Below are 22,079 nucleotides of genomic sequence, written 5' to 3' on the forward strand. Positions count from 1 at the left end.
GCTATGTGGCTTCGTTCAGTTTCAAATTATTGCTCGCCAACTCCCTCACCTCCGGGCCTGACCGTGGTGATCAGCCGGACCCGTACCACCCTGATGACATCGGGGGCAGTGGGCCCCGACGCCCCCGGTCCCCAGGGCCTGATGCTGGTCGAGGCCTGGCCGACCGGCGCCGCCTACGTGTGGGAGACGTCCGACCGGCGCCTGTGCTGGGCGTCGGCCGGCGAGACCGGATCCTCCGAGCGAGCCTGCGCCACCGATCCCATGACCCTCGCCACCTCGCGCGGGGTGGACCCGATCGCAACCCTCTTCACCGATGGATGGGTTCGTCTCTTCGCTGCCGACCACCAGCAGGTGACCTCCGCGACCTGCGGCGGCGAACCCCTTGAAGTCCGCCGGGTCGGTACCGTCGCGGACGGTGCCCGGACCCTGTATGCGGTGTGGTTCCCGGACGACACGAAGGGCAGCATCACGTTGCTCCTGAGCCACGACGGCACCACGTCCACGGCTCCGCTCCGGCTCGGCGGCATCGGCGACCGCATCTGCGTCCCCTCCTAGGACTTGTCCAGCCGCACCGCAAGTCACCGGAGTCCCACGGCCGACGGGGGCGTTCGGGTGCCCACCGGCCGCGCGACGGACGACCCCGAACCGCGATATCGGGGCCCCGGCCGGCGTCACCTGCCGCTCGTCGTAGTAGCTCCACCAGGTCCCGCCGGTCAAGGTGCAGCCCGGCCCGATCTCCGGGTACACGATCGGCTCGGCCAGGAGCACCTCCGCGCGGGTGTTGCAGCCGTCGGACGGGATGTCGCCCGTGTTCCAGTGGCGGAAGGAGGTCCGCTGATTTCATGATCATCATGGGCCGGTTGTACCGGCCGCCGCGCCATCAGCAACAGGTCACCCTGGCCCGGTCCACCCGCCCGAGCACGCCGGTTCACCGGCGAAACGCCACTGCACCGGGCCGGTCAGCCGGCCGCCGCCGCCGGACCCTCTCCGGACCTGGGTACGTCTTCGAGCCCCACGTCCAGGCGCAGCCGCTGGAATCGGAGCGGGTGGCGGTGGACGCCGTCGTGGTCGATGGCGCGGTCGGCGCCGACTTCGGCGACCGGGGTGGGGTGGACGAGGGTGGTGTCGAGGACGTCGCGGCTCCCCCACGTCGCGGAGAAGCGCACGCCCTCCCACGGGTGCCCGGGTGCGGCCGCGGTGAGGTGCTCGGCGACCTGCCGGGCGGCGTCCGGGCGCAGCCGTCGAGTCGATGTGCCTCCAGCGCCAGAGCTCGAGATCACCGTCGTGGGCAGCCGCCTGCGGATCCTGATCACGTCCGAGTGGACGCCCGACCTGATCGCCGAGATCACCCCGCGGGCCACTGCGGACCTCGCCCTCGCGGACGGCTCCGACATCTGGACCGGCCTCAGGGCCGCCGAGGTCACGCTCGTCGAGCTCTGAACGGCCGAAACGGCCCGCCGGATGAACCGACGGGCCGTCACGAAATGCCGACTCGACTTACGGAGTCGTTGTTTCCTTGGTTCGGGTGAACCGGTCGCTGAGGGTGCAGACTTCATCGAAGTCCATCGAGACGCAGAGTTCGCTGCTCTTGAGCACGCTCAGCATGATGCTGCGGTCGCCTTGGGGGATTTCGGTGAAATTCACTCCGATCGTATCGCCGGCCGTTGCTTCCTTTGACATCGCCACGAGCCCGCCCGGGGCCCCGTTGTCCACATAGAAGCCCCAGCTCCCGCGCCCCGTTCCGGTGGGGCAGCCCTTCACGAGCGAAGGGTCGAACTTCAGCCCCTGCGAGGTGAAGGTGTGGTCTGCCGCGAAGGACAGGTGGGCGCCGGCTGCCGTTGACCAGTCCCCTTCGATGTCGCCCGCCTCCGCCGTGCCTTTGCTCTCTCCTGAACCGCCGCACGCCGAGAGGAGCAAAACAAATGCCAGGAGGAATAGTCGACGGCCGCGCATGTGGTCTCCGCAGTCTCTGAGTTGGCGATGTGAGTGAGCTTCTGCCTTACGGAACATCCGCACATGTTGAGCGGGATTCTCTCCTGCCACGAGAAGTCCTGCGTAGTGGCGGCGCCGAAGGTCTTGGTGAAGAAGGGATTCCAGGATCTGCGGATCATGTGTGTGGCGGAGTTCCAGTCGCTCTGGTTGTGAACGGTGAACTGGATTCGCACGTCGCCCTTCTTTTTGTCCACGCTGGTGATGCGGGCGGTCCCGGAATAGGTTCCAAGGTATGCGTCGGCACTGTTGGCGTGACCGAGCGGGAGACGCTCGGAGCGGACCCACAGGCCTTGGTTCGGTCGGAATCGATGACCGTCCGGTCCTCAGTCCGTGTCAGCCGTGACGGCAGCCCGCCGGCCTGGGCCTTGGTCACGTGGTCGGCGTGCTCAGGCGTCACGGTGCGGGTATGGACGAGGTTGGAGGCCGCCCACGGAGTGAACCACTCCTGGCGGTGTTCCAGGACGACTACGGATTGCTGCCCTGCAAGGACGCCTTCGCCTACCTGCCGGCCCCGATCCCCGACGGGGCGACCCACCTGCGGTGCTGGTCGCACGGAGTGCTGGACGAGACGTACCAGGTCACCTTCCGCATGCCACAGGCCGACCTCGACACCGCCGCCGGACGAGAACCCGTTCCTCCTCCGCCCCTGCGGGGCCGGCCTCTGCGTGGGCGTGATGCGAGACCGCATGGACCGCACCCGCACCGGTGCCACGGACATCGCGCTGACGGCACACCACGCCGACGGCGGCACCACACTGGTCTCCTTCGACGCCGGCTGGACCACCTCGCCGCCAGCAGCGCTGAACCCTGTGCTGCTCCGCACCGGCGGGGCGGGGGGGTGTACCGGCAACGGGCCTGCGGGCGGCAGGCCGCAGCCAGGAGGTCGCCGAGCACGGCGACATCACCGGTCGCGTCGGCCTGTACGGCGCGGTCGAGGAGTGTGGAGACCTCCCGGATCCGGCGCTCGGCCAACACCCGGCCCGCAGGCGCGACGTACGGGGTGAAGCTCACTGCCCCGGGGCGGCGGCAGGTCGTAGGCGAGCGTCTCGCCGGCTGACCACACCCGCCGGAACAGCGGTCCGCATGGTCCCCGGGTGACACCACCGCGTGCCCGACCAGGGCGCCGCCTCGTCAAGGCGGTCGCGCACGGGGAGGGCCGGTGTCGTGGAGCCGGTCGAGGAGATCCGCATCGCCGGGGGCGAGGGCGGCGGGGGTACGGACGGTGCGCTGCGGGGAGTCGCGGGCGGTCGCGGCCAGGGCCCGGCGGGCGGCTTCTGGGCCTCGCCGGTGAGCAGGCGGCGGCGGAGCCGACGCACTGGCACGACCGTGGGGCGGCCGCCCGGCGGTCGTCCTGATCGGCGTGGCGGGTCAGGAGCCGACGGGGGCGGGCGGCTTGAGAAGCGAGGTCGGAAGGTGGACGGACCTGGTCTGCAGGTCCCGGCCGTGCGCCTGGACGGCGAGCACGGCCAGGGCGATCGTGCCCAGGGGAGCAGGGTTTCGGGCGCGGGATGCTCGCCGACGTCGGCGCGGTGCCGGGCCGGTCGTTCGTCCGGGGCCCGCTCGAACGCGCTCTGATCGTCGGTCAGCAGGACGCGCAGCAGGCGCTGGTCAGGGCTCACGGCGTGGGCGGCGTCGAGGGCGAGGGCGGCGTCCGGTCGCTCGTCCGTCGAGGGCTTGGCCGGCGTCACCTGTGGCCGGTCTTGGGACAGGTGGCCGCGGGCCGGGGTCAGGTAGGCGCACAGGACGTCCGTGTGTGCGAGGTCGTCCGGTTCGGAGGCGGAGTCCCGGCCGGCGTGAGGCAGGTTGTTGTGGAGTGCGGGGGCGAAGTCTCTGCGCAGGAGCAGGCCGATCGCCTGCTCCCCGTCCTGCACCGGACCTCCGGTGACGCAGATTTCGAAGGCGTCGATCCATGTGCGGGCGGTGATCGTGTCGGTCGCGTCGTGCGTCTCGTCGTAGTCCAGCTCCTGCTGGTCGGACGCGTCCTGGTGAGGGGCAGGGGATCTCGCGGTCGCCTCCGGGAGCGTAGCCCAGGGCCGGCACACCCGGGCGGCACGCAGCGGTGCCGGGTCCTCGGGGGCGGTGGCGTGTGCGGTTGCCGCTCGTTCGGGTCGCGGCGCGGTCTGCCGGGTCGCCGAGTGCCGGCAGGGATGGGGCATCACACCGTTTCAGCCACCGGACGGACCGCGTCCGTCGTCGAGGTCGAGGGTGGCGATCGCGCCTCCTTCAGGGGCGTTCGCGAAGGTCAGTCCGGCGCCGAGGACCTTCGCCTGGCCGAGCGCGATGGTCAGCCCGAGTCCGTGCCCCCGTCCTCGCTCGGGGGTTCCCGTCCGGAAGCGTTGCGGGCCTTCCGTGAGCAGTGCGGTGGGGTAGCCGGGCCCTTGGTCCCGTACGAGGATCCGTGCGCCCGTGGTGGTGGCCTCCACGGTGACGTGGACGGGGTCGGCTCCGTGCCGGTGTGCGTTGGTGAGGAGGTTGACCACGATGCGTTCCACCCGGCGCGGGTCGGTCTCCAGGATCGGGGTGGCACGGATCGCCACGGCGGTCGGCGTCCCCGTGCGGCGGACGATGTCGGTGACCAGTTCGCCCAGCGGCACCGTGTCGGTCCGGGCTTGTTCGGCTCCGGCGTCGAGCCGGGAGATTTCCAGGAGGTCCTCGACCAGGGCGTTCAGGGCTCGGGCACGGTCCCGGACGAGTTCGGCCGCTTCGTCGTTCTCCGGGAGGAGACCGGCTGCGGTGGACAACCCCATCAGCGGGGTGCGTAGTTCGTGCGCGACGTCCGCGGTGAAGCGGCGTTCGCCCTCCAGCTTGTGCTGCAGGGCGGCGGCCATCTCGTCCACGGCTGCGGACATCTCGGTGATCTCGTCACGGGCCCGGCCGCCCGGTCCGATCCGGGCGTCGAGGTCGCCGTCGGCGATGGCTCGGGCCGTGCGGGATCCCCGGCGCAGTCTGCGGTTGATCGGTTCGGTGGCCAGGGCGGCGAGGGGTACGACGACCAGGAGGGCGGCGAGCACGGCTTCGACGATGCTGCGGTCCAGGAGTTGGAGGCCGCGTACCTCGGAGCTCATGTCCGTGCGGGCGACGAGTACGCGGCCGTCCTCGACGGGCATGGCCGCCCACATCCAGTACCAGTTGGGGGGTTTGCGGTCGTTCCAGGTCGCGTACAGGGCGGCCGGGTCCTTGGCGGCCAGCGCCCGGGCGAGCGGTGCGTCGAGCCGTTCGGGGGTGAGGACTTCGACTTCGAGCGGTGCGCTGCCCGTGCGGGTGTACTCGCGCTCCGCGGCTGCCAGGCGTGCGGAGAGGCGTTCGTTGCCGGTGTGTTCGCTTCGCTGGGCCATCGCCTGGTGGACGAGGACGCCGATCACGGCGGCCACGGCGCAGCAGGCGGTTGCGGTCAGGGCGGCTATCTTCCAGCGCAGGGCGCGCGGGTTGAGGAGTGCCATGGGTGGGGACGGTCCCTCAGTCGCGGACGAGTTTGTAGCCGAAGCCCCGGACGGTCTCGATGCGTCCGGCTCCGATCTTCTTGCGCAGCCGTAGTACGCACAGGTCCACGACGCGGGTGTCGCCTTCCCAGCCGTAGTCCCACACGTCCCGTAGGAGTCGGCGGCGGTCGAGTACGGTGCCGGGTGCCGCCGCGAACTCCAGCAGCAGCCGTAGCTCGGTGGGGGTGAGCGGAACGGGATGGCCGTCCCGGTGTACCTCCAGGCCGAGGGTGTTCACGGACAGGTCTCCGAAGACCAGCTCTGCGGGGGTCGTGCCGGTGTCGGCGGAGGCGGCTGCGGGGTGTGCCGGTCCGGCCGCGCGCGCCGGAGTCGTCTGCGGTCGGGCGGGCCGGAAGGTGGCGCGGCGTAGCAGTGTGCGGATGCGGGCGACGAGGACGGGGGTGTCGACGGGTTTGACGACGTAGTCGTCGGCGCCCGCCTCCAGTCCGGAGACCACGTCGAGGGCGTCTCCGCGTGCGGACATCATCAGGACCGGGACCAGGCTCTGCTCGCGGATCCGGCGGCACAGTCCGATGCCGTCGAGTTCGGGCAGCATCACGTCCAGGATCAGCAGGTCGTGCCGGCCGGCCCGGAACGCCTCCAGGCCGTCGAGTCCGTTCGCGGCCACCGCGACCTGATAGCCGTACCGCTCCAGGGACAGCTGTACGGCGCGGCGGATGGTGGCGTCGTCCTCGACGACGAGGACGCTGACGGGGTCTGGGACGCGGGGTGCCGGCACGCCACCTACCTGCTCGGATACGGACATTTGTGGGGTTCATCCTAGTCAGTGGGGCCTGCGGTGCGGTCACTGCGGTCACAGCCGGAGGGAGGCCGCGACGGGGAGGTGGTCGCTGCCGGTGGTGGGGAGGGTCCACGAGGAGGTCGTGTTCATTCCCTTCACCAGGATCTGGTCGATGCGGACCATGGGGAACGGAGCGGGCCAGGTGAAGCCGAAGCCGGCGCCCGCCTCGCGCTGCGCGGAGGTCAGTTGGGAGGTCACCGGTCGCAGGGTCGTGTCGTCCGCCGTTCCGTTGAGGTCACCCATCACGACGACCCGGGCCAGCGGCTCCGCCCGTACGGCTGCGGCCAGCTTCCGGGCCGCGTCGTTGCGGCGGTCGGTGGTGAATCCGGCGTTCGGGGTCAGGCGTACCGAGGCGAGGTGGGCGGTGTAGACCGCGACAGGGCCGTGCGGGGTCTCGACGGTGGCCCGTACGGCACGTGTCCACGGCATGATCGGGACCGCTTCCACGTCGTTCAGGGGGTGCTTGCTCCACAGTCCGACGCCGAGGGTGTCGGAGCGGTACGGGTAGCGGGCGGCGAGCTCGCGTTCGTAGAAGGGCGTGGTCTTCGAGGACATCTCCTGAAGGGCGAGCACGTCGGCGCCCGATGCGGCGAGCGCTCGGGCGGTGCGTGCCGGATCGGGGTTGTCCTCGTCCACGTTGTGGCTCACCACGGTGAAGTTCCCGTTGCCGGATCGTTTGTCGGTGAGGGTCCCGCCGAAAAGGAGGCCCCAGACGGTCAGGGGGGCCAGGACGGCGACGGCCGCGAGTCGGGAGCGGCGTACCGCCGCCGCTGCGAGGAGGACGGGGATGCTCAGTCCGGTCCAGGGGAGGAAGGTCTGGAACAGGCTGCCGAGGTTGACGGCCCCGTTCGGGATTCTGGTGTGCAGGGCCATGGTCAGGGCCGCGCACGCTGCGCCGGCGGCGATCAGCGAGCCGCGGTCACGGCCGGTGGGCAGGCGTAGGCGGTAGCGGTTGGTGGGCGGAGGTGGAGGCGGGGCGGGCGGCTCCGCTTTCCTGGTGGCTTCGGAACGGTACGGAGTGCTCAGCACGGCATTTGCCTTCCGGTGTCTCGTGAGCCGGTGATCCGGTACCGGGAAAGCCTGGGAGAGGCGCGCTTCCAGGGCGTCAGGAGAGCCTTTCGAGGGGCCCGCAGTTGCGTTTCGGCTGGGTATCGGTCGTGCGGGGCAGCCTGATGTTGTGCTCGTGCCCGCCGAGCCGTCGATCGCGCTGAAAGGTCATGGCCCGGCCGGTCGGGGTCAGGGCGTGGCCGGACCGGTGCACCGGTATCGGGCCCGGCGGCGGGCAGGCCGCGGTGTGCGGTGCGCATCGTTCGACCGGTGTGCGGCTTCGTCGCCGGGGGCGGGGTGGGTGCTGGTCGGACCGGCTGCCTCGGGCAGCAGGACGGCGGCGTCGGCGGCTTTCGTCTGTGCCCGGTGCTCCTCGCTCGGTGCCGGGCGGCCGCGGCCTCCACCGTCTCAAGGTGCCCCGGCAAGGTGAACCACCCGCCCGCCCGGACGCCGGAGCACACCCCCAGAGGCGCTTGTCCTGGTGGATGGGGTGGTGGCCCTGGTCAGGAGGTGGGGGCGGGGGTGAAGGCGTCGAGGGACTCCGGGAGGGTTTGGCCGCCGTCGACGGTGAGGGTCTGGCCGGTGATGAACGCGGCCTCGTCCGAGGCGAGGAAGAGCACCGCGTGCGCGATGTCCGCGGTCTCCCCGAGCCGGCCCAGCGGGATCGAGGCGGCCGTCCGGCGCAGATAGGGCTCGCCCGGTTCCGCCAGGCCCTCGGTGCGGACGTTGCCGGGCAGTACGGCGTTGACCGTGATGGCGTGGGGGGCCGGCTCCAGAGCGGCACCGCGAAGGAACCCCAACTGGCCGGCCTTGCTCGCCCCGTAGTGCGACCATCCCGTGTATCCCGTGGTGGGGCCGGTGATCGACGAGGTGAGTACGATGCGGCCCCGGCCCGCCCGCCGCATGGCGGGCACGCAGGCCCTGGCCGCCAGGATCGTCCCGCGCAGGTTGACGGCCAGGACCTCGTCGACATCGGCCGCCGTCATCTCGCCGAGCGGTTTCTCGGGGAAGATACCGGCGTTCGAGCAGAGCACGTCGAGGTGCCCGTGGCGTTCCTCGGCCTCGGCCGCCATGTCCTCGATCGCCTGCGGGTCGCGGAGGTCCACGCCCATGCCCGAGACCCGGCCCCCGGTGGCCCCGACGACCTGGCGTGCCACTTCGGTGGCGACGGACTGGGTGCGGCCGGTCAGCAGGACGGACGTGCCGCGCCGGGCGAACAGCTCGGCGATCCCCCTCCCGATTCCCCGCGTCCCGCCCACTGACCGGTCCTGCCAGTGGGTCGTCGTCATGTGCCTTACCTCGCCCCGCCGTCGTTCCGATCCCGATGCCGGATCGGCCGGGACGGTGACCACCGTAGTGAGATGTCCGGCATAGGGGCGCTTTCCATCCCTGAACGGATGAATTCGAGACCGCGGGTGACGTGGGTTCGGCACGGGAGGCGCGAGGCGCGCGGGCCGGCGGGACCGGTACGGCCGCCAGGGCGGCCGGCGCGTCCGCGTCCTCGTCGGTGGACCAGCCGGACGACGTGTCCTCGCCGGCTGGGTCGTCGGCCAGGTCCGGCCACGGGTCATCGAGGCGGAACCGGTGCGTGGCGCTGTGCCTGCGGCCCCGGCCGACACCTGTGTGGCGATCGTCGGCCCGGTGGGGACTTCGGTCTTTCGAAGGGGTCAGTCCAGGAGCGCGGTCGCCTCGACCTCGACGAGGACGTCCGGCTCGAAGAGGTACTCGACGCCGATGAGGGAAGCCGGGGGCATGGGAAGCCGGAGGCCGATCTCCTCGGCGACGGCCTCCACGCCGGCCATGAGGTCGCCGATCTTCTCCGGGCTCCACCGGGTCACGTAGAAGGTCAGACGCAGCACGTCCGCGAACGACGCGCCCGCGCCCTCCAGCCCGATCGCTGTGTTGCGCAGCGCCTGGGCGACCTGCCCGGCCAGATCGTCGGGCGCGACCGGAGTCCCGTCGGCCTGGCGCGCGATCTGGCCGCTGACGTGGACGTGCTTGGCGCCGGTGCCTACGGCGACGTGGTGGTACGGGACCGGCTGCAGCATGCCCTTTGGGGTGAAGTGCTGAACAGTCATGGGTTCCTCTCCTCGAAGTAGGTATCTGTAAGCTACCTAGTGGAAGAAGGACACTTCAACGAGACCAGGTTTCGCCATGGATACCGCCGACGAACTCCGCATCGACGCCCCGCACCGCGAACTGCTCGACCAGATCCTCGACAAGTGGTCGCTCAGCATCCTCAACGAGCTCTGCGAACGCCCGTGCCGCTTCAACGAATTGCGCCGGGCCATTCCTCAGGTCACGCAGAAGTCGCTGACCGCGACGCTTCGGCGGCTCGAACGCAACGGTGTGATCGAGCGCGAGGTCGTCTCCACCCGCCCCGTGGCGGTCAGGTACCGGATCTCACCCCTCGGCAAGACCCTCCGGCCGCCCGTCGACGTACTGCTGGCATGGGCCTCGCAGAACATGCCCGCCATCGAACGCGCGCGTGAAAGATTCGAGACGCGGGAAGAAGCGGAGGGCGGCGTCTGACCCCTCCTGGGGCCACACGTCGCAGGTCCGACCCCTCTCCGTCGCCACCGGTCCCGCTTCGGAGGGCGGGCGGTCGAAACCCTCGCCCCCTCCACCTTCATCCGTTTCGACCGCAGCGGCACGACCATCACCGCGACCGTCCCCGCCTGTCGACCCGAAGGCGTTGTCGGCAGCCGACGTCGACAGCGGGCAGCCGGCAGCGTCCGGGCCTCGCGCGACGCACGCAGGCGGCCGATGGTGCGCCCCGTCGCCCCAAGGGAGGCGGGGCGCACCGTCGGCCGGCTTTTCAGGCCCGGGTGTAGCCGCCGTCGGCGAAGAGTTCGGCGCCGGTGACGAACGAGGAGGCGTCCGAGGCCAGGAAGAGGGCGGCCTCGGCGATCTCCTCGGCGTCGGCCAGGCGTCCCAGTGGCACGACGGCCTCGGCGAACCGGTCGGCGTCCGGCCCCGTGGCGCGCAGCAGGGCAGGGGTCCGTGTGGGTCCCGGGCTGAGTACGTTGACCCGGAATCGGCGCTCCCGTGACTGCCACATCCGTCGCCGCTGCAGCCGCAGCCGTGGAGGATCCGGCGGCCGCCGCGTGCAGTTCGGCCTGCGCGGTCGCACCGTCGCCGGGCAGCACCGTGATCTCGGCGGCGTCCGCGACCGCACCGACCGGCCGCGCCACCTCGGCCGGCCCCGACACCCTCCGGTGGACGTGGACGCCCAGCATCCGGGGCACCCACTCTCCGAGGGCGCCCCGGATGTCCTCGCACAACCCGTCGACGGCCGTGTGCGGGCCTTCGGGCGCGATACCGGCCCTCATGTCCCCAGGCTCTCCCCCACCACCGACACCCCGCCTCGACGCCGTCCCCTGTGCGCAGCAGTACGGGCCGTCATCCCTCGGTGGGGGGGACGGCCCGTGCGGTCATGTCACGCGGGACCCCGACATCGTGCGGGGCCCGCGGTCGCGGTCCTAGCGGCGGCGGCCCCAGGTCTCGGTGTCGACGGTGCGGCCGCGGTCGTCGCGGAGGGTGGCGGTGTCGGAGTTGTTGTCCCAGACGTAGTCGCGGCGGTCCTGGAAGAGGTCGGTGCGGGTGTCACGGCCGTGGCCGGTGTGGATACGGATGGTGGCGCGGGGGGCGATGCGGACGTTGTCGAAGCGGTAGCGGTTGCCCTCGCGGTCGCGCAGCGTCCAGCCACGGAGGTTGATGCGGTCACGGGTGGTGTTGGTGATCTCCACCCACTCGGCGTTCAGGGACCGGTTGGAGCGGTCCTCGCGTCCGGGGCTGTCGGCCTGGACCCGGCTGATCTCCACCCGCGACCGCTGCTGGTGGTGACGGTCACCGTCGTGCGCGGCCGCCGGCAGCGCGGCCGCACCGACGACGGCGCCGGCCGCCAGGACGGTGGCGGCGATACGGCGTACGGAGGAAGAAGCAGAAGACATGGGTGACGCTCCCTCAAGAACAGCGCCCCACCAGCCGAAACACGGTGGTGGAAGCGCTTGCGGTGTCGGCCCGGATGAGCCGAGGGCCACACTCTCGACCCGACACGGCTGCTGCGGCAGCCCCCGCCGACGCCGGTTACCGGACACGGACATATCCGTCACAGTCGCTTTCCGGATGCACGCATTCCGCCCGAGCGTGCCCCTGACATTCACTGACCGCTACACCCACCCGCCCCACAAACCGGACATCAGGGTCGACACGCTCCGGCGCACCACCAGGCGCACTCCTCCCCCGCCTCACCCGCCCGGACCAGCCGATCAAGTAACAGTCGTTCTGCTGAATTCTTCGCATGCAAGTCCGTGAATCGCACACGAGTCGCACTTCGGCGGGTCGGTATTTCGGCCTGGGCTGCGCGTCCCTCGTCGCCGGAGCTGCTGGGGCGGGTCCGGTACCGCTTTCGGCGCATCCCGGTACGAGGGCGCGGCGGGAGCGGCAGCCGGGGGCTGCGGGCCGGCCGGCGGGCCCGGCCGATCGTGTGGTCGACAGGGTGGGGTCGGGGCGCGGCCGAGTACCCGCTCGACCGGACCACCCTCCCCGCGGACCAGCCACCGCCGACCGGGACGTGCCGATCGAACGGTCCAGGAGTGACTCGGCGACGACGGGGTCGGGGAAGAGCGGATGCCAGTCGCTGGGCGCCCGGTTGCCGGTGGTGGTCAGGGACCTGCCCTGTCGCTCGCCGACAAGGTCGTGGAGGTCATCAGCCTGGGACGCACCGAGCCGGCGCACGGCGAAGTCGTCGAGGACGAGCACGTCGGGCCGTACCGGTTCACGGGACGTGGGCACCCTGGCGAACGGCGAGGTGCCCGAGCTCGCCGCGCTTGCGTTCGTGGCCGTACCGCTGCCGAGCGGGCGCCTGCCCGCCTCGGAGAACTTCACGGCGTACGGGCGGACCTCTTCCGGCTCCGGGCACCCGTAGCCCGGGAGGCGCGCCGGGGACGGCCGGCCCGGGCCGAGTGGCATCTGCCGTGTCAGGCAGAGGCCATGAGGGCGAGCAGCGCCCGGACCTCGCCCACGCGGTGATGGCCGGGGTGGAGGTGACGTTCACAGGCGGTCAGCGCCCGTCGGGCCTCTTCCCTCGCCTCGTCGTGGCGGCCCAGGCCGTGCAGGGCGACGGCCGTGGCGAGCGCGTGCGCTCCGGAGTCGGCGGGAGACGACTCGGGGTGGCGCCTACCGGACTCGGCCAAGGCCTCCTGATGACGCCCCTGGCCGGACAGACTGTGAAGCAGGAGAAGATGCAGACCGAACGCGAGGTGTCCCTCGGCCCGCGGCAGATGCCCACGGGCGATCGTCTCCGCCTCCTCGTGCCGGTCCAGCGCGCACAGGGCATCGCCCAAGCACACCAGAGCACACAGTTCCAGCTCCCAGACATCGGTCACGTACATGGTCCGTGTCAACACCCGCAGGACGGACTTGGCCTCGGCCTCCGCCTCCGCAGGCCTGCCCTCCTCGATCAGCACCCACGCACGGAACAGCCGGGCCCTCAGCAGCAGCGCGCTCGCGCCGGTCAGCTGTTCCAGGCCGGCGATCAGGCCTTCCAGTTCGGCCGGCACCATTGCCCCGCGCCCGTGGAGGACAGCCGCCACAGTGGCGTAGTACCTGCCCTGCCAGACAGCCACAGGCCGCCGATCGCGCCCCCGCACACCCTCACGAGCAGCTACGACAGCCCGCGCCCGCGCCTCCGCAGCCTCGAACGAGCCCTCCCCCACAAGGCGGTGGGCATCGTCGAAAGCCGCTTGGTGCCACGGCGCCGCAGCACCTCTCGCCCATGCCGTCCCGGGCGTGGGCCCACCCGCCCCACAGGTGGTGGAGTCGAACCGGTAGGCCCGAGAGCCGCCCGGTGTCGTCACCCCGCTCGGCGGCGTCGGCAACGACGGTTGCTCCACCCGCCGGCCGCTGTTCGTGCCCGGACCGGCTGGTGGTCGGCGGAAGTCCGATCGCCGCTCCGGCCGTCAGATCCTTCCCGTCGTGCTCGCAAGACAGAGGCCGATGACCGCGACCACAGCGGCGACAACCCCCCAGGACGCAAGGCTGGTATGCCTGCCCCGCGTGCCGGCCCGCCCGCGCCGCTTCCCCTGTACGCTCCGGCTCCCACGCGGCAGAGCCGTCGGGGTGACGGCGGTCTCGGACAGCAGGCGGCGGCAGACCGCGGCCAGCTCACCGCTCCCGGCACACAGGCGCGCCACCGCCTCGACGCGAGCGGGGGCCGTCGTACCGCCGTCGAGGATCCTCCCGGCCCGCACGAGCACCTCGTCCCGCCCGCCGGTAGGGGCCAGGCTGATCCAACGCTGGACATGCTCCCCGCGTATCACGACACCGCCGGCGCGGTCCCGGTAGACGGTGTGCTCCCGCCAGAGGAGACCCGCCAACTCCGATGCGGTCTCTCTCAGTTGCCCACTCATTCCCGGTACGCCCCCACTGCTTGCCTTGATCGAACAAACAGCGGATCCTAACGGCCGCCACCGACAGTGGCACAGGCGGGGCGGGCGGGCGCCTCGGTGCGCTGTCGGCGGTTCAGCAGGCGATCGTGGATCCGTCCAGAGCGGACTCCACGGTCACCGTGTACTCCTTCGGTCCGTCGGCCCCCACCCGAAGCAGGGCCGGCTGACCGGCAACTTCCTTCTGGAAGCACATGCCGAAACCGCTCCGGAGCCGGTCCGGGGCCTGGGCCCGGGTGCCGACCGCCTTCCATCCTTCCTTGCCCGCGGTGTCCCAGTAGTGGGCGGCCAATGCGCGGGCGTCCAGGTCGTGGGTGTAGCCGCTGTCCGCGGCGACCCAGGGATCGCCGCTGTCGTCCATGCACTCCACGCCGGTCCGTTCCGCCACGGGCGTGGCACCGGCCGGGGCGGCGGGCGCCGCGGCCGAGGCCTGGGCCATGCGCTCGGCCGCCCTCGCCTCCTCGCACGAGCCTTCCGCCCCGTAGAAGAGCACGTACAGCGACCCCGCGAGCAAGGCGAGGCCGAGGGTGGCGGCCAGGCCCAGATACATCCCGTGACGCGGGGATCGTGTCGTGCTCATGGGGTTCATGGCCATCTCGTCTTCAGGTAGACCTTGTTGGTGGATTACGAGCGCATCCTAGGAGAGGCTCCACCAGAAGATGCCTGAGTAGTACCCCACCGCAGCATGCTCCACCAGTTCCGCACGGCGAGGTTCCGGGCGACGCCGGTGTCGTGCTGGTCGATCTTGGTGTCGTCATCGCTTTCGCCCCACCCGTGCGCGTCCCCCAGCCGCTTGGCCGCTCGCGCGCCGAAGAAGGAGGTCGAGGAACGGGCGCACTCGCTCCACCTGCTCGGATCGAAGGCTCTGCGCCGGGGAGAGCCGACCGTGGCGGCGGCGTGGACGGACGAGGCACGGTCCCTGGTGGCCGAGACCGCCCGACGCGGCCACGGTGACGCCGGGCGCCTCCTGGCCACACTCGCCCGCCGCCTCCCCGACGTGACCGCGGCGCCCGGCCTGCCGAACCCTGACCACGCTCGGCACGGACCCGTCGGTCGCACCGCCCGCCTGCCGCACCCGACCGAACCACCATGGAGATGCCGCCACATGCGAGGTCCCTCGCCCCGCTCGGCGTGTGCTTCGGCCCTCCGCGCGTTCTACCGGGCCAGGACGAAATCCCGGGTGGTCTGTCTCGGACCGGGCGTCGGAACGTGAGGCGGTCGGCGCAGGCCGGGAGCATGTCGCGTACATCGACGGGGGCCTCGCGGAGGGCCTCCGCCACTGCCTCGTCCGGCTGTCCGAAGTTCGTCGGGCCGACTCCCGGCGAACCCCTTGCCGTGGCCGGCCCTCTCCCGGTACGGGGCCAAGGAGGGGGCAGGGCCCGGGGCGCGTGCTCGGCCGAGGCTCGCCCCGCGGGGTTTCGGCGGACGTTCCGACCCGCGCAGCGCGTCGACGTGCGGTCCGTCGGCGGTGGTGGTCCGGCGCCTCGACGACCTCCCCCGGTCGGACCTCGCCCGGCGGGACCGGCACACCGACCGCATCCGACCAGCCTCTAGGGTTCACCCATGAGCTTGACAACAGGTCACGAGGGAGGAGTCCTGCCCGGTCCGACGGCATCGGCGCAGGGCTGGCAGGCGCCGAGCGCGGTCGAGCGGGGGCTGTACGAGGCGAAGGCGCGCGGCGACTGGCCCGCGTACTACGACCTCGTCGCACGGGCCGACCTGTACATGATGCAGTCGCGGGCGTACGTCGACGCGAACGGGAGCAGCACCCGCTTCCACCCTTACTGGAACCCGCAGACCCGGACCATGTGCCTGGCCGTCTACACCGGCGGCATGCTGCCGCCGCCCGTCGCCGACCCGGTCTACAACTGCTACGACCTGGGCTGGTTCGCGGAGGTCTGGAACCAGGACGACCCGCCCTACCTCGTCGTCAACCCCGGCAGCCCCTGCGAGGGCGTCCTGCCGGCCGGGCCGGAGGGCCGCGCCCTGTGGCAGCGTCACTCCGCCCCGGTCGAACGGCCGGGGCCGGCCCGGGACGTGGTCCACACCCTGGAGGTGGGCGGCCCGCGCACCGGCCCCGTCGCGTTCGGTCTGGCGGCCGGCGCGCACATCAACGTGCGCAACGGGCGCTACTGGAACGCGATGGCCTACCACGGCTGCGGTTACCGCGGCGAGAAGCGCACGCTGGAACGCTGGTGGGGCGTCATCACCCGCGAGGACTGGCAGGAGACGCAGGAACAGCTGCTGAGCGCCTCGATGGTCAGCGGGGTCTGGGAGTCCGTCCTGCAACTGCGCCGCGCCATGGCCCTGGACTTCGCGGGCCCCGTCGACGTCGACCACTGGCGCCAGGCCGCGGAGAACGTGGTGCGCCGGCAAGCCGAGGCCGTGGCCGAACCCCGCCTGACCGCGGACGGCGTCACCCCGGGCCGTACCGTCACCGCCGCGGAGCTGGAGGGCGAGGTGACCGGCCGTCAGCGACTGATCGGCCGCATCGCCCGCTACGAGGCGCGGTTCCGCGCCGACGGGCTGCTGCCCGAGGGGGGTTTCATCCGGAGCGTCGAGGCCTGGGACTACGGCCGGGCCTCCGCCATGGCCCGCTGGGGACTCGCCGCGCGCCTGTGCTCCCTTCAGGAGGCGGAGGCGGCCGTGGTCCGGGCGGGCCGTCTCGTCCAGCTCAACTACCTTTCGTGGGAGGACTTCTCGGCCGCCTACATCCTGGGCCGCTGCCTCCACTTCGACGAGGAGGAGTTCGGCGAGTGGTACGAGACGGTCCTGGCGACCCACCGTGCCCTGACCACGGACCCGGCCGGCCCGTGGCGCACGCTCCCTTGGATCTGAGGTTGTTCCCGCCACGGCGCCGCGGGCCCGCTCCCCTCGGGCCCTGAGGAGGGTGTACGGGCCGCTGGACAGGGCCGCCGTGGTCGGTGGAAGACCGGTCCCGCGAACCGTCCAGTTTCACGGGCTCGGACGGACCGGTCCGTGACGCCGGAGAGAAACCCGCCCTTCCGGCGACCGCGGCGGCGTGGACGGCCTGCCACCAGGGGCCGTCGAACTGCGCCTCGTTACCCTGGCGCGGTGATGCCCGACACCCTCCTGTCGAGAGCCATGAACGACACTCTCGATCAGCCGCTGCTCCTTCTGCCGGATCGCGTCGCGGAGCTCCTGTCGGAGCTGGGAAGCCCGCCGCGACTGGCAGCTCACCTGCGCGCCGTCCACGATGTCGCGCACCAGTTGATCGACTGGGTGGAACGGCACTCCCCCACCGTGGTCTTCGACCGCGAGGCCGTGCTCTTCGGGGCCGCCACGCACGACGTGGGAAAGACGGTGCACCTCGATGAGCTGTCCGGGCCCGGATCGGCGCACGAGGAGGCCGGGCAGGCTCTTCTGATCGGTCACGGCATCAGCCCGGAGTTGGCCCGCTTCGCCGCGACCCACGCCTCGTGGAGGGACGCGCGGGTCGGCCTGGAGGACCTGCTGGTCAGCCTCGCCGACAAGATCTGGAAGAACAGACGCGTCCCGGACCTGGAAGACCTCGTCGTGGCACGACTGGCCGAGGCGACCGGCCGGGCGGCATGGGAGGAGTTCCTCGCGCTCGACGGGATTCTCACGCGCATCGGCGACACCGCCGACGAACGTCTGGCGTTCCAGGCGTCGTTCCCGATCCACGGCTGAGGGTCCGAGGCGGCGCCGGCCGTCACTTCGCCGCGGCTTCGGAGATGGAGAGCCTGCGTCAGGCGGCGGCCATGCGCGCGAGCAGCGCCCCGATCTCGCCCACCCGTGGGTGGTCGGGATGGAGGTGGCGTTCGCATGCGGTCAGCGCCCGCCGGGCCTGCTCCTTCGCCTCGTCGTGGCGGCCCAGGCCGTGCAGGGCGACGGCGGTGGCGAACTCGTGCGCTCCGAAGTCGGCGGGAGACGAATCCGGGTGGTGTACGTCGCACTCGTCCAGGGCCTCCTGATGGCGCCCCTGGCCCGACAGACTGTGGAGCAACGAGAGGTGCAGGCCGAACGCGAAGTGCTCCGGGGCCCGTGGCAGATGCCCACGGGCGATCGTCTCCGCCTCCTCGTGCCGGTCCAGCGCGCACAGGACGTCGGCCATGCACACCAGGGCGATCAGTTCCAGCTCCCAGACATCGGTCACGTACTTGGTCCGTGTCAACACCCGCAGGACGGCCTCGGCCTCGGACTGCGCCTCTGCGGGCCGGGCTTCGTCGATCAGCACCCACGCGCGGGTCAGCCGGGCCCTCAGCAGGAGCGGGCTCGCGTCGGTCGGTGGCTCCAGGTCGGCGATCAGGTCTTCGAGTTCGGGCAGCACCGACGCCCCGCGGCCGTGGAGGGCTGCCGCCCAGATCGCGTAGTACCTGGCCTGTCGGACGGCCATGGGCCGCCGGTCGCGCCCCCGCGCACCCTCACGTTTCGCGACGGCGGCCCGCGCCCGTTCCTCCGCCGCCTCGAACCGACCCTCCCGAAGGAGGCGGTGGGCGTCGTCCATGGCTGCGTCGTGCCACGGCGAGGCGGCACCCCTCGCCCATGCAATCCAGCGGGACACGCCCCACGACCGGTTTCGCAACGTCATGAACAGCGAGAATACGTTCCGGCTCGAACAGGTCTTCGTTCGCGGGTCACGTCCCGGCAGGCGTGGAGAGCCGGGGAACGGGCGGTGGGCCCGGCGGGTCAGGCCAGGGTGAGGGGGAATCTGCCTGCCGTGGCGCGCAGTTCGCTCCGCTGGGCGTCGGTGGGCGGGCGGCGGCCGGTGCCGATCAGGAGTGCGTCCCGGTCGGTGAACGAGGTGGGGAACGCGGCTCGGGCGATCTTCTCCAGCATGGTGCGGGAGCGGGCCAGGCCCTCCTCGGGCGGCCGGGTCCGCGCGTCGGGGAGGTGGGCGACGAGGTCGAGGTGGTGCAGCGTCCACTCCAGGACGTACGCGCCGAGGTAGTCGGCCACGGTGAGGACCTCGTCGCGGGTGCCCACCCGGGCGTGCGGGTCGGCGAGTCGGGCCGCGCGGCCGGCGGCGGAGCCGACGTCGTCGAGGTGGAAGCGGAGCAGGTGCGGGTCCCCGTACGCGGCGGCCAGCCGGACGGTGAGGGCGTCGAGCGGGTCCTCGCCGGTCGGGGGGTGGTCCTGGACGTGCCAGTAGGTCACCGCGTCGACGGTCGGCTCGGTCGCGGCGGGGGTGGCGAGGGTGATCAGGACGTCCTGGGCATCGATGACCAGGTGACACACGAGGTCCCTTACGAGCCAGCCGGCGCAGCCCGACGGGCGCGCGAAGTCCCGGTCCGGGATCTCGGCGACCGCCGTGAGCAACGCCGTCCAGGAACGGGAGAAGAGGTCCACGTCCGCACCGTAGTGCGGCGTCGCCGCGGCGGCCACCTCTTCGGGTCCCGTGCCGTGGGACCGAGTGTCCGTGGGTACCGGTGCCGAAGGTGTCCGTGCAGGTGGGGCGGCGCCGCGCGGGGGCGGAGGGGGTCCGTGATCGCGGCGGTCCGGCCTGGTGGGTGGGTACCGGTCGAGGGGTTCCTGGCCGGACCGGTCCTCGCCGTCGCCGTCGCCGTCGGGCACCTGCTCCGGTCCGACCGTCGTGAAGGGTGCGGTGCCGAGTCGGCCTGCCGCGTCAGTGCCCGGAAGCCGTCCGGGAGCTGGGCTCGGGGCAGCAGGCCGTCACGTCGGGCTGTGCTGCCGCTGCCGCAGGGTGGGTGGGTCAGTGGTCCCAGGGCAGTCGTACGGCTTCGATCTGCGAGTCGTCGAGGAGGGCTTCGACCAGGGGGGTCGGGCCGGCGAGCTTGGTGGCCCACAGGTCGTGGTCCGTGCACAGGACCCAGGAACGTTCGTGGGCCCAGAGGTTGGACGGGGTCCACCACTCCTCGTCGGGGTGGTCGTACAGGGCCTTGGCGTCCGCGAGCCGGCCGGCGCGGACGTGGAGGTTCTCGAAGTCGTCGGCGCCTTGGCCCAGCGGGGTGTAGTAGGCGAGGCAGCGGGTGTCCGCGCCCTGCGGGCTGTGCTCGGTGAGGATCTCGATCAGCCGGTCCCAGTCGGCGCGGCCGAGGCGGCCCTCGGACGGGCCGGTGATGCCCAGCGGCCGGCCGTCCTGCTCGCGGAGCGACGGGAAGGACGTGTGGCAGGGCAGGCGGCCCTCGGCGGCCACGGATCTCCGGTCCGGCGGGCGAGTTCCGCCCAGCGCAGGCGGCGCCGACGTGGTCCGGGGTGCTCGCCCCGGGACGGGGCGGAGGTGTTCGAGGGATCGGTGAACACCTCCGCGGGGTCCAGGCCCGGGACGATCTCGGGGTCGGTGCTCCTGCTGTTCAGGAAGGCCCGCCGGTATGCGGTGTACGACATGTCGAACGGCGCGAGTTCGTGTTCGTACACGGAGTGGAGCACCCAGGCCGCGTCGGGCAGCGCGGGCGGCATGAACCCGGTGAGTCCGTCGTCGTCGGCCAGTTCCCGCAGCCAGTCGGTCTCCGCGGACGCGGCGAGCGGCCGGCGGGCGGCTGCCGGAGCGGCTGCGGTTTCGTACATCGGCTCAGGATATTGGGGACGGGGTCCCGGGCGGTCCGCCGCCCCGGTGCCCGGCGGACACGTCCAGGCAGGAGTCCCTGCCGGCGTTCCGGCCGGGTCGCGCCCGTGCCCTGCCCGGTCGTCGTAGGCGTCGATGCCCGGGCGGGCCCGGGACCGGATGCCGTCGGGTACCGGGCTCCGTGGGAGCGTCCGGTCGTACGTGGACCGGCCGGTTCGGAGTCGTCGTGCCCTCCGCGTGTCGTCGTCCCGGGCTGCGGGGTGGTGCGGGGCGTGTGAACCTGCCTGTGTGGATCTTCGACCTGGTGGTGCGGTGCCCGGTGATGCCGGCCTGGCGGCGCCGACCGCCGTGCTGATCGCGACCTGCGTCTCGACCCTGGTGGTCAACGCGAACACGTCGGCGGTGAGCATCCTGCTTCCCGCGATCAGCGCGGACACCGGCACGTCGCTGGACACCCTGCAGTGGGCCGTCACCGGCTATTCGCTGGTCGGTGCGGCGGTGATCGTCACCTCGGGGGCGTTGGGCGACGTGTTCGGGCGCCGGCTGGTGTTCCTGGGCGGCCTGGGGCTGTTCATCGCCTCGTGCGTGCTGATCGCGCTGTCCGGCGGCGGCGCGGGGGTGATCGCGGGCCGGGCGGTCCAAGGGGCGGCGGGGGCGACGATCCTGGCGTGCGGGATGAGTCTGCTGTCCGTGTCGACCTCCGGGGCGGGGCAGGTGCGGGCGGTGACGTGGTGGGGCGGTGCGTCGGCGGTCGGGGCCGCGGCCGGACCGTTGGTCGGCGGTGTGCTGGTGGACGGCACGGGCTGGCAGGGCCTGTTCTGGATCGACGCGGCGATCGCGCTGGCCTGCGTACCGGTCACGCTGAAGGGCGTCGCCGAGTCCCGGGATCCCGATCGCAGTCGCTCGATCGACTTCGCCGGGACGGTGCTGATCGCCACGGTGCTCGCGCCGGCGCTGCTCGCGCTCAGCGAGGGCTCGCAGTGGGGCTGGACGTCGGCCGCGGTCCTGGGGTGCTTCGCGCTGGCGTTCGTGGCGGCGGTGGCGTTCGTCGCGGTGGAGCGGCGGGTCGAGGCACCGCTGGTGGACCTGCGGCTGTTGAAGGAGCGGGTACTGATCGGGGCGACGATCGGGATCCTGCTGAGCGCAGGTGTGATCAACGGTCTGATGTACCTGGTCAGCCTCTACTTCCAGAACCCCGCCACGCTCGCGCTGAGTCCGCTGGAGGCGGGCCTGGCCACGCTGCCGGCGACGGTGGGCCTGATCGCGGTCACCCCGCTCGTGCCCCGGGCGGTCCAGCGGGTGGGCATCGCAGCGGTGATCGCGCTCGGCTTCGCCGCGGCGACGGGCGGCTGCGTGCTGCTGGTGTTCGTCCAGGGCGACTGGCGGTACGGGGCGTTCGTGCTGCCGCTCGTGCTGCTGGCGGCCGGCCTGGGACTCGTCAACGGTCCGGCGAGTTCGGCGTCCACCTCGTCGGTGTCCGCCGACGACGTCGGGGCGGCGTCCGGCATCTCGAACATGGCGCGCTACATCGGTGCGGCCGCGTTCACGGCGGCGGTGGCGACGGTCGACGCGACGGTGGGCTCGTCACGGAGCTCGGCCGGGGACGGGGCGGCGGACGCGCTGGCGGCGGGCCTGTCCGCCGCGTGTCTGCTCCTCGCGATCGCGTGCGGGGTGGGCATGGTGCTGTCCGTGCTGGCGGTTCGCGCCCGTCGTCGCCGGGCCGGGCCGAAGGCGTACGGGGCGGCCGCCGCCTCGCACGCGCACACCGTCCCCGTCGGGGACCGGTGACGACGCGGCCGGCC

Annotated in this window: 21 protein-coding genes and 3 pseudogenes; 7 read left to right on the plus strand and 17 right to left on the minus strand. The window is 72.1% G+C overall.

Annotated elements, in window-relative coordinates; all coding sequences use genetic code 11:
* Nucleotides 1-93: 93 nt before the first annotated feature.
* Nucleotides 94-555 (plus strand): hypothetical protein, encoded by a 462-nt coding sequence (locus ACWG52_RS39635; protein ID WP_390141149.1) that lies wholly within the window; start codon nt 94-96, stop codon nt 553-555.
* Nucleotides 556-657: 102 nt separating this feature from the next.
* Here ACWG52_RS39635 and ACWG52_RS39640 read toward each other — a convergent pair.
* Nucleotides 658-834, minus strand: a pseudogene (locus ACWG52_RS39640) (HNH endonuclease); the annotation flags it as partial.
* A gap of 125 nt (nt 835-959) precedes the next feature.
* Entirely contained in the window at nt 960-1,280 is a 321-nt protein-coding gene (locus tag ACWG52_RS39645) for a hypothetical protein (RefSeq protein ID WP_390141147.1), read from the minus strand.
* Between the two features lie 4 nt (nt 1,281-1,284).
* Here ACWG52_RS39645 and ACWG52_RS39650 point away from each other — a divergent pair, with 4 nt between their 5' ends.
* Entirely contained in the window at nt 1,285-1,440 is a 156-nt protein-coding gene (locus ACWG52_RS39650; protein WP_390141145.1) for a hypothetical protein, read from the plus strand.
* A gap of 57 nt (nt 1,441-1,497) precedes the next feature.
* Here ACWG52_RS39650 and ACWG52_RS39655 read toward each other — a convergent pair whose 3' ends face one another.
* The 7 genes from ACWG52_RS39655 to ACWG52_RS39685 all read right to left on the minus strand — a co-directional run bounded on the left by ACWG52_RS39655 (nt 1,498) and on the right by ACWG52_RS39685 (nt 9,398).
* Nucleotides 1,498-1,953, minus strand: a complete 456-nt coding sequence (locus tag ACWG52_RS39655; protein ID WP_453129207.1) for a hypothetical protein — start codon at nt 1,951-1,953, stop codon at nt 1,498-1,500.
* Nucleotides 1,954-2,999: 1,046 nt separating this feature from the next.
* A complete protein-coding gene (locus ACWG52_RS39660) occupies nt 3,000-4,148 on the minus strand; it encodes an Imm49 family immunity protein (protein WP_453129208.1) in 1,149 nt (382 codons plus the stop codon).
* A 9-nt stretch (nt 4,149-4,157) separates the two neighbouring features.
* Nucleotides 4,158-5,432, minus strand: a complete 1,275-nt coding sequence (locus ACWG52_RS39665) for a sensor histidine kinase (RefSeq protein WP_453129210.1) — start codon at nt 5,430-5,432, stop codon at nt 4,158-4,160.
* A 16-nt stretch (nt 5,433-5,448) separates the two neighbouring features.
* On the minus strand, nt 5,449-6,237 hold the full coding sequence (gene cseB / locus ACWG52_RS39670) for a two-component system response regulator CseB (RefSeq protein ID WP_389815675.1): 789 nt from the start codon (nt 6,235-6,237) through the stop codon (nt 5,449-5,451).
* Nucleotides 6,238-6,285: 48 nt separating this feature from the next.
* Nucleotides 6,286-7,209: an endonuclease/exonuclease/phosphatase family protein gene (locus ACWG52_RS39675; protein WP_389815881.1), complete on the minus strand. Its 924-nt coding sequence runs from the start codon at nt 7,207-7,209 to the stop codon at nt 6,286-6,288.
* A 614-nt stretch (nt 7,210-7,823) separates the two neighbouring features.
* Nucleotides 7,824-8,609 carry a 3-oxoacyl-ACP reductase FabG gene (gene fabG / locus ACWG52_RS39680; protein WP_389815677.1) on the minus strand — a complete coding sequence of 262 codons (786 nt, stop codon included), beginning with the start codon at nt 8,607-8,609 and terminating at the stop codon, nt 7,824-7,826.
* 378 nt (nt 8,610-8,987) lie between these two features.
* Nucleotides 8,988-9,398 carry a RidA family protein gene (locus ACWG52_RS39685; protein WP_389815680.1) on the minus strand — a complete coding sequence of 137 codons (411 nt, stop codon included), beginning with the start codon at nt 9,396-9,398 and terminating at the stop codon, nt 8,988-8,990.
* Between the two features lie 76 nt (nt 9,399-9,474).
* On the opposite strand from ACWG52_RS39685, the gene ACWG52_RS39690 reads away from it, so the two are divergent.
* A complete protein-coding gene (locus tag ACWG52_RS39690; RefSeq protein WP_389815684.1) occupies nt 9,475-9,852 on the plus strand; it encodes a winged helix-turn-helix transcriptional regulator in 378 nt (125 codons plus the stop codon).
* A gap of 286 nt (nt 9,853-10,138) precedes the next feature.
* Here ACWG52_RS39690 and ACWG52_RS39695 read toward each other — a convergent pair.
* The 3 genes and pseudogenes from ACWG52_RS39695 to ACWG52_RS39705 all read right to left on the minus strand — a co-directional run.
* Nucleotides 10,139-10,375, minus strand: a pseudogene (locus tag ACWG52_RS39695) (SDR family oxidoreductase); the annotation flags it as partial.
* 427 nt (nt 10,376-10,802) lie between these two features.
* A complete protein-coding gene (locus ACWG52_RS39700; RefSeq protein WP_389815686.1) occupies nt 10,803-11,273 on the minus strand; it encodes a lamin tail domain-containing protein in 471 nt (156 codons plus the stop codon).
* Between the two features lie 559 nt (nt 11,274-11,832).
* Nucleotides 11,833-12,105: pseudogene (locus ACWG52_RS39705) on the minus strand (ATP-binding protein); the annotation flags it as partial.
* Nucleotides 12,106-12,109: 4 nt separating this feature from the next.
* On the opposite strand from ACWG52_RS39705, the gene ACWG52_RS39710 reads away from it, so the two are divergent.
* On the plus strand, nt 12,110-12,250 hold the full coding sequence (locus tag ACWG52_RS39710; protein WP_389815691.1) for a hypothetical protein: 141 nt from the start codon (nt 12,110-12,112) through the stop codon (nt 12,248-12,250).
* A gap of 52 nt (nt 12,251-12,302) precedes the next feature.
* On the opposite strand, the gene ACWG52_RS39715 is transcribed toward ACWG52_RS39710, so the two are convergent.
* The gene (locus ACWG52_RS39715) at nt 12,303-12,917 is read right to left on the minus strand and encodes a tetratricopeptide repeat protein (RefSeq protein ID WP_389815693.1); all 615 of its coding nucleotides are present in this window, start codon (nt 12,915-12,917) and stop codon (nt 12,303-12,305) included.
* A gap of 928 nt (nt 12,918-13,845) precedes the next feature.
* A complete protein-coding gene (locus ACWG52_RS39720) occupies nt 13,846-14,349 on the minus strand; it encodes a hypothetical protein (protein ID WP_389815696.1) in 504 nt (167 codons plus the stop codon).
* Nucleotides 14,350-15,332: 983 nt separating this feature from the next.
* Here ACWG52_RS39720 and ACWG52_RS39725 point away from each other — a divergent pair.
* Together ACWG52_RS39725 and ACWG52_RS39730 are read left to right on the plus strand one after the other, a co-directional pair.
* Nucleotides 15,333-16,607: a DUF1266 domain-containing protein gene (locus ACWG52_RS39725; protein ID WP_453129213.1), complete on the plus strand. Its 1,275-nt coding sequence runs from the start codon at nt 15,333-15,335 to the stop codon at nt 16,605-16,607.
* Between the two features lie 240 nt (nt 16,608-16,847).
* A complete protein-coding gene (locus ACWG52_RS39730; protein ID WP_390141124.1) occupies nt 16,848-17,441 on the plus strand; it encodes a phosphohydrolase in 594 nt (197 codons plus the stop codon).
* A 58-nt stretch (nt 17,442-17,499) separates the two neighbouring features.
* Here ACWG52_RS39730 and ACWG52_RS39735 read toward each other — a convergent pair whose 3' ends face one another.
* The 3 genes from ACWG52_RS39735 to ACWG52_RS39745 all read right to left on the minus strand — a co-directional run bounded on the left by ACWG52_RS39735 (nt 17,500) and on the right by ACWG52_RS39745 (nt 19,908).
* Nucleotides 17,500-18,258 carry a tetratricopeptide repeat protein gene (locus tag ACWG52_RS39735; RefSeq protein WP_389815704.1) on the minus strand — a complete coding sequence of 253 codons (759 nt, stop codon included), beginning with the start codon at nt 18,256-18,258 and terminating at the stop codon, nt 17,500-17,502.
* 182 nt (nt 18,259-18,440) lie between these two features.
* Nucleotides 18,441-19,100, minus strand: coding sequence for a maleylpyruvate isomerase N-terminal domain-containing protein (locus tag ACWG52_RS39740; RefSeq protein ID WP_453129216.1), 660 nt, complete (start codon nt 19,098-19,100; stop codon nt 18,441-18,443).
* Nucleotides 19,101-19,464: 364 nt separating this feature from the next.
* Nucleotides 19,465-19,908 (minus strand): hypothetical protein, encoded by a 444-nt coding sequence (locus ACWG52_RS39745; protein ID WP_453129217.1) that lies wholly within the window; start codon nt 19,906-19,908, stop codon nt 19,465-19,467.
* A gap of 657 nt (nt 19,909-20,565) precedes the next feature.
* Here ACWG52_RS39745 and ACWG52_RS39750 point away from each other — a divergent pair.
* Nucleotides 20,566-22,065, plus strand: coding sequence for an MFS transporter (locus ACWG52_RS39750; RefSeq protein ID WP_389815712.1), 1,500 nt, complete (start codon nt 20,566-20,568; stop codon nt 22,063-22,065).
* The last annotated feature ends 14 nt before the right edge of the window (nt 22,066-22,079 follow it).

The organism is Streptomyces sp. CLCI03 (assembly GCF_053615355.1).

Coding starts and splice junctions, on each gene's coding strand:
- fabG (WP_389815677.1), bottom strand. CDS start 8,609: ATGACGACGACCCACTGGCAGGACCGGTCAGTGGGCGGGACGCGGGGA.
- ACWG52_RS39735 (WP_389815704.1), bottom strand. CDS start 18,258: ATGGACGACGCCCACCGCCTCCTTCGGGAGGGTCGGTTCGAGGCGGCG.
- ACWG52_RS39690 (WP_389815684.1), top strand. CDS start 9,475: ATGGATACCGCCGACGAACTCCGCATCGACGCCCCGCACCGCGAACTG.
- ACWG52_RS39700 (WP_389815686.1), bottom strand. CDS start 11,273: ATGTCTTCTGCTTCTTCCTCCGTACGCCGTATCGCCGCCACCGTCCTG.
- ACWG52_RS39730 (WP_390141124.1), top strand. CDS start 16,848: ATGCCCGACACCCTCCTGTCGAGAGCCATGAACGACACTCTCGATCAG.
- ACWG52_RS39660 (WP_453129208.1), bottom strand. CDS start 4,148: ATGCCCCATCCCTGCCGGCACTCGGCGACCCGGCAGACCGCGCCGCGA.
- ACWG52_RS39635 (WP_390141149.1), top strand. CDS start 94: ATGACATCGGGGGCAGTGGGCCCCGACGCCCCCGGTCCCCAGGGCCTG.
- ACWG52_RS39685 (WP_389815680.1), bottom strand. CDS start 9,398: ATGACTGTTCAGCACTTCACCCCAAAGGGCATGCTGCAGCCGGTCCCG.
- ACWG52_RS39665 (WP_453129210.1), bottom strand. CDS start 5,432: ATGGCACTCCTCAACCCGCGCGCCCTGCGCTGGAAGATAGCCGCCCTG.
- ACWG52_RS39655 (WP_453129207.1), bottom strand. CDS start 1,953: ATGCGCGGCCGTCGACTATTCCTCCTGGCATTTGTTTTGCTCCTCTCG.
- ACWG52_RS39720 (WP_389815696.1), bottom strand. CDS start 14,349: ATGAGCACGACACGATCCCCGCGTCACGGGATGTATCTGGGCCTGGCC.
- cseB (WP_389815675.1), bottom strand. CDS start 6,237: ATGTCCGTATCCGAGCAGGTAGGTGGCGTGCCGGCACCCCGCGTCCCA.
- ACWG52_RS39725 (WP_453129213.1), top strand. CDS start 15,333: ATGAGCTTGACAACAGGTCACGAGGGAGGAGTCCTGCCCGGTCCGACG.